This is a genomic window from Streptomyces sp. NPDC001750, assembly GCF_042892615.1.
GTDB lineage: Bacteria > Actinomycetota > Actinomycetes > Streptomycetales > Streptomycetaceae > Streptomyces.
The window spans coordinates 1-6,201 of the sequence record NZ_JBIAUE010000075.1 but is presented as its reverse complement, the minus strand read 5'-3'; the positions used below and the strand labels follow the sequence as shown (position 1 = coordinate 6,201).

At 69.0% G+C, this 6,201-nt stretch carries 1 protein-coding gene; it reads left to right on the top strand.

Annotated features, from left to right (window positions below):
- Positions 1-6,201 (top strand): amino acid adenylation domain-containing protein (locus ACFYY6_RS38145; RefSeq protein ID WP_389197746.1); only part of this gene is annotated, 6,201 nt, incomplete at both ends.

The following is a 6,201-nucleotide window of genomic DNA, read 5'->3' as shown; positions in this document are numbered from 1 at the left end:
GTCCTCGGGCTGGAGCAAGTCGGCGTCCACGACAACTTCTTCGACCTCGGCGGCGACTCGATCATCAGCCTCCAGGTCGTCTCAAGGGCCCGCCGCGCAGGACTGTCACTCTCCTCCCGGGACGTCTTCCAGCACCCCACCATCTCCTCTCTGGCCGCGATCATCCCGGATGTGGAGTCGGACGCTGCGGCGGCGGCCTCGACCACCGAGCAGGGTGAGCTCACCGGTGAGGTGCCGACGTTGCCCGCCCGGGAGTGGTTCTTCGAGACCCACCCGGTGGCCCCGGAGCACTTCAACATGTCCCTGGCCCTCGCGCTGGACCCGGAGACCGACGAGTCGGCCCTGCTGATGGCGCTCGGAGCAGTCCTGTCCCAGCACGATGCGCTCCGTACCACCTTCTCCGGCCGCACCTCGGCCCGGTACGAGGACCGCTCGTCCGTCACCGCGGAAGGGATCTTCGCGTCCCACGATCTGCCCGAGGACGACGCCGAAGCAGAAGCACGTTGGCAGCGGCTGGCCACTGCCGCCCAGGCGGACCTGGACCTCGATGGAGGCCCGCTCATCCGCGTCCTGCTCGGCCGGAGGGGCGCGGGGCGTGCCCCGTGGTTCTTCATCGCGGCGCACCACCTGGTCATCGACGGCGTGTCCCTCCGTATCCTGCTGGAGGACCTGAGCACGGCGTACGAACAGGCCGCCGCAGGGCACACGCCCGACCTCGGCCCGAAGACCACTTCCGTGCGTCAGTGGGCCCAGGAACTGGCGGCTCACACGGCCCGCGGCGGTTTCGACGCCCAGCGTGCCCACTGGACCTCCGCCACCGCACAGGCCGACCACCGGCTGCCGCTCGACAACCCCGACGGAACCAACACCGTCGCCTCGGCCCGCAGTGTCTCCGTGGCTCTGTCGGTGGAGGAGACGGAGGCGTTGGTCCAGCGGGTGCCGGCGGTGTATCGGACGCAGGCGAATGATGTGTTGTTGACTGCGTTGGCGCGGGTGTTGCGTGGGTGGACGGGTCGTGATCGGGTTCCTGTGCTGTTGGAGGGGCATGGTCGTGAGGAGTTGTTCGCGGGTGTGGATCTGACGCGGACGGTGGGTTGGTTCACGTCGGTGTATCCGGTGGCCCTGGGGTTGTCGGGTGAGGACGTGGACGGTGTCGACGCGTGGGGTCGTGATCTGAAGTCGGTGAAGGAGCAGTTGCGTGCTGTTCCGGACCGGGGCGTGGGTTACGGGGCGCTGCGCTACCTCGGCGGTGGCCTGGAGGGTCTGGCCGAGGACGACCCGCAGATCAGCTTCAACTACCACGGTCACTTCGACATCGGTGGCGAAGGCGGCGACGGCCTCTTCCGAGACGCTTTGCCGTTGCCCGGCGGTGACCACGCACCGCACGAGAACCGCACCCATCTGATCGATGTGGTCGGAGCCATCCAGGACGGCCGTCTCGCGTTCTCGTGGATCTACTCGGGTGATGTGCATCGTGAGGAGACGGTGCGGGGCTTGGCGCAGGCGTTCGCGGCGGAGCTGGTCGCGTGTGTGGAGCATTGTGAGGGTGTGGGGGCAGGTGGTTGCACTCCGTCGGACTTCCCGTTGGTGGGGTTGTCGCAGGTGGAGGTGGATCGTGTGGTGGGTGACGGTCGGGGTGTGGAGGATGTGTATCCGTTGACGCCGTTGCAAGCGGGGATGCTGTTCCACGCGTTGGCGGATCCGGGTTCGTCGGCCTATGTGGAGCAGTTCGTGTTCCGGCTTGATGGTGTGTCGGATGTGGAGCGGTTGGCGTGTGCGTGGCGGACGGTGGTGGCGCGTTCGGACGCGCTGCGGGTGTCGTTGGCCTGGGAGGGCTTGTCGGAGCCGGTGCAGGTGGTGCATCGGGACGTGGCGGTGCCGGTCACCGTGCTCGACTGGAGCGATTTGACGGAGAAGGGACAGGCCGCGGCCCTGGCCGAGCTGTTGGACCAGGACCGCGCGCATGGGATCGACCTCGCCTCCGGTCCGTTGTTGCGGGTGGCGTTGGCACGGTTGTCGGCTGATGCGGTGCAGGTGGTGTGGACGTTCCACCATGTGCTGTTGGATGGGTGGAGTACGGCGGCGTTGGTGCCGGACGTGCTTGCCGAGTACGCCGATGACGGGGCTGGGCGGGCTGCGCGGTCGCGGGGTTCGTTCGGTGAGTACGTGCGTTGGCTGGTCGGTCAGGATGCGGAGGCCGGGCGGGCGTTCTGGCGTGGTCGGCTGGCGGGTGTGACGGATCCGGTGGCGTTGCCGTATGACCGTTTGCCGGGTGAGGTGGAGCGGGGCCGTGAGAGTGGCCGGGTTCCGGTGGTGCTGGGTGCCGGGGTTGCGAGCCGGGTCGGTGGGTTCGCGCGGAGGCATCGTCTGACGGTGAACGCGGTGGTGCAGGGGGCGTGGGCGTTGTTGCTGTCGCAGTCGGCGGGGGCGTCGTCCGGGTCGGGCTCGGGTGATGTGGTGTTCGGGGCGACGGTGTCGGGGCGTCCGGCGGATCTGCCGGGCGTGGAGGACATTCTGGGTCTGTTCATCAATACGGTTCCGGTGCGGGTGAGGGTGGATCCGTCGGCGCGGGTGGCATCGTGGCTGGGAGGCGTGCAGTCGGATCTGGTGGAGTCGCGGCAGTACGAGTACGTGGCGCTGTCGGACATCGAGACGGATCTGCCCGCGGGTGCTTCGCTGTTCGACAGCCTGGTGGTGTTCGAGAACTACCCGGTCGATACGGGAGCGGCGGAGCGGCATGGTGTGTCGGTCAGTGACGTCCAGGCTGCCGAGTCGACGAACTACGCACTGACCCTCATCGCCGGGCTTGCCGGCGAACGTCTGGACATGACGCTCGCCTACGACCCCGCCCTCCTCGACCAGACCACGGTCGACACCCTGGCCGAACGCCTCGCCCAGGTTCTCACCGCGCTCGTGGACAACGCTGAGACCCGGCTCGGAGCGCTGGACTTCCTGGCCCCCGAGGAACGCGCCCTCGTCGTCGACGAGTGGGCCGATGGAGGGGGCTCCACGCTCGACGACGCCTCGGCCGTGGCGACGTTTGCCCGTCGGGTCGCTGCGGCACCGGATGCGGTGGCGGTGCGGTGCGGTACGGCGATGCTGTCCTACGCGGAGCTGGAGTCCGAGTCCGACCGTCTTGCCGCCGTCCTGGTCGAGGGGGGTGTGTCGTCGGAGTCCAGGGTCGGGCTGCTGTTGGAGCGGTCGGTGGATGTCGTCGTGGCGATGCTGGCCGTGTTGAAGGCCGGTGGTGTGTATGTGCCGGTGCATGCCTCGTATCCGGAGGAGCGGGTGCGGCAGGTGCTGGCGCAGGCCGGTGCTCGGCTGGTCCTCACGGACCGGGGGGTGGACGAGGTCGCGGATATTCCGGCTCTCGCGGTGGACGCGGTGCCGGTCGGCACGGGCGTGGTCACGCCGGTCGTGAGTGCTGCTTCCTTGGCGTATGTGATGTTCACGTCGGGGTCGACGGGTGTGCCGAAGGGTGTGGCGGTCACGCATGGGGACATCGTTGCGTTGGCGGCGGACGGTCGTTGGGGTTCGGGTGGGCATGGGGCGGTGTTGTTCCATTCGCCGCATTCGTTCGACGCGGCGACGTATGAGGTGTGGGTGCCGTTGCTGAACGGCGGGACCGTGGTCGTGGCCGAGGCGGAGTTGAGTGCTGCGGTGGTGCGTGAGGCGGTTGCGTCGGGTGTGACGGGTCTGTGGGTGACCGCGGCGCTGTTCGGTGTGCTGGTGGAGGAGGATCCGGGGTGTTTCGCGGGTCTGCGTGAGGTGTGGACGGGTGGTGATGCGGTTCCGGCCGCGGCGGTGCGGCGTCTGCTGGACACCTGCCCGGGACTGGTGCTCGTCAATGGTTATGGTCCGACGGAGTCGACGACGTTCGCCGTGTGCGGTCCGATCGCGTCCGAGGACGCGGCGGGTGGTTCGGTGCCGTTGGGCCGGGTCATGGACAACACCCGTGCGTATGTGCTCGACGCCGCGCTCAGGCCGGTGGGTGTGGGTGTCGCGGGTGAGTTGTACCTTGGCGGGTCGGGTCTTGCGCGGGGCTATGACGGCAGGTCCGATCTGACGTCGGAGCGGTTCGTTGCGGATCCGTTCGGTGACGGGGGCCGGCTGTATCGCACGGGTGATGTGGTGCGGTGGCGGGCGGATGGCCGACTGGACTTCCTGGGTCGTGGTGACGGTCAGGTGAAGATCCGTGGTTTCCGTATCGAGGTCGCCGAGGTCGAGGCGGTTCTTGCGCGGCATGCGTCCGTGGGTGTGGTGTCGGTGCAGGTCCGTGAGGACCGTCCTGGCGTGAGGCGCCTGGTCGCCTACCTCGTCCCGGCCCGGCGTGCGGAGCTCGGTGTTGCGGAAGCGGTGCGTGAGCATGCGGCCGGTCTGTTGCCGGAGTACATGGTGCCGTCGGCGTTCGTCGTTCTGGACGAGCTGCCGCTCACCGTCAACGGGAAGGTGGACCGCAGGGCGCTTCCCGCGCCCGAGGCGGAGGCGGGGGAGGAGTACGTCGCCCCGCGTACCGATGCCGAGCGTGCCCTGGCGGGTATCTGGGCGGACGTCCTCGGGGTGGAACGGGTCGGCGTGCACGACGACTTCTTCGCGCTGGGCGGCGACTCGATCTCCAGCCTGAAGGTCGTCTCGCGGCTGCGCGGCGTTCTGGGCACGGGTCTGTCTCCCCGCGCGCTGTTCGACCACCCGACCGTTGCCGCCCTGGCCGGGCAGGTCGCCGGGGACGAGCCGGAGGAGCCGGGGATCCTCCCCGCGCCCCGGACCGGACCGCTCCCGCTCTCGTTCGCCCAGGAACGCCTCTGGTTCCTGGAGAACTTCACTCCCGGCGGTACCGAGTACAACATTTCCGCCGCTCTGCGTCTGACGGGTGTGTTGAACGTTGCTGCGCTGCGTGCGGCCGTGGCCGGGCTGGTCGCCCGGCACGAGGCCCTGCGTACGACCTTCGACTCCGTCGACGGCCGGGGCGTGCAGACCGTCCACGCACCTGAAGACATCGAGGTGGCCGTCCGCCTAGCGGAAGCTGCGGGCGAGGACGGCCTCAGGGCCATGCTGGCCGAGGAGGCGGCGCTGCCGTTCGACCTGCGCACCGGTCCGCTCACGCGGGTCCTGCTGGTACGCCTCTCCGAGCGTGAGCACGTCTTGGCGCTGTCGATGCACCACATCGTGACCGACGGCTGGTCGATGGGTGTGGTCACCCGTGAGCTGAGTGCGCTGTACGCCGCCGCCGCGCGTGGTGAAGGCGACGCGCTGCCCGAACTTCCGGTGCAATACCCGGACTTCGCGGTCTGGCAGCGTGAGCATCTGGCGGGCGAGGCGCTGGACGGTCAGCTCGACCACTGGCGTGACAAGTTGTCGGGTCTGGAGCCTTTGGAGTTGCCGACGGACCGGCCGCGTCCGGCCGTGCGCACCTCGGCCGGCGCCCTGCACGCCTTCGAGGTCCCGTCAGAACTGGCGGACCGGCTCACGAGGCTGAGCCAGGAGCGTGGGGCCAGCCTCTTCATGGCCCTGACCGCGGTGACGCAGTTGCTGCTTTCGCGGTACAGCGGGCAGCAGGACATCGCAGTGGGCACCGTGGTCTCCGGACGGGAGCGCGCCGAGATCGAGGATCTGGTGGGGTTCTTCGTCAACACCCTCGTGCTGCGGTCGCGGATCGACGAGTCCATGGGCTTCGGAGCTCTGCTGTCGGAGGTGCGGGAGACGACGCTGGACGCGTTCGCGCATCAGGATGTGCCGTTCAGCCGACTCATCGAGGAGCTGGCTCCCGAGCGTGACACCTCCCGTACCCCGCTCGTCCAGGCGCTCGTGGCGCTCCAGAACACCCCGATGGGCGCCTTCGAGCTGCCCGGCCTGCGTGTCGAGGACGAGGCGATGCCGCGCGAGGCGGCCCAGTTCGAGCTGAGCCTGCACTTCCAGCAGACCGACGGCGGCGGACTGGCAGCCGTGGCCGAGTTCAACACGGACCTGTTCGACGCCTCGACCGTCGAGCGGATGTGCCGTCATTGGATCGCTCTCGCCGAGCGTGTGACCGCGCAGCCGGACGCGCCGCTCGACCGGTTCGGGATGCTGGAGACCGCTGAAGCCGGTGTCCTGCTGGCGCAGTGGGCGGGTCCTGGTGTGGGTGTGGGTGGTCGTTCGGTGGTGGAGTTGGTTGCGGGGCGTGTGGCGGTTGTTCCTGGGGCGGTTGCGGTGGTGTGTGGT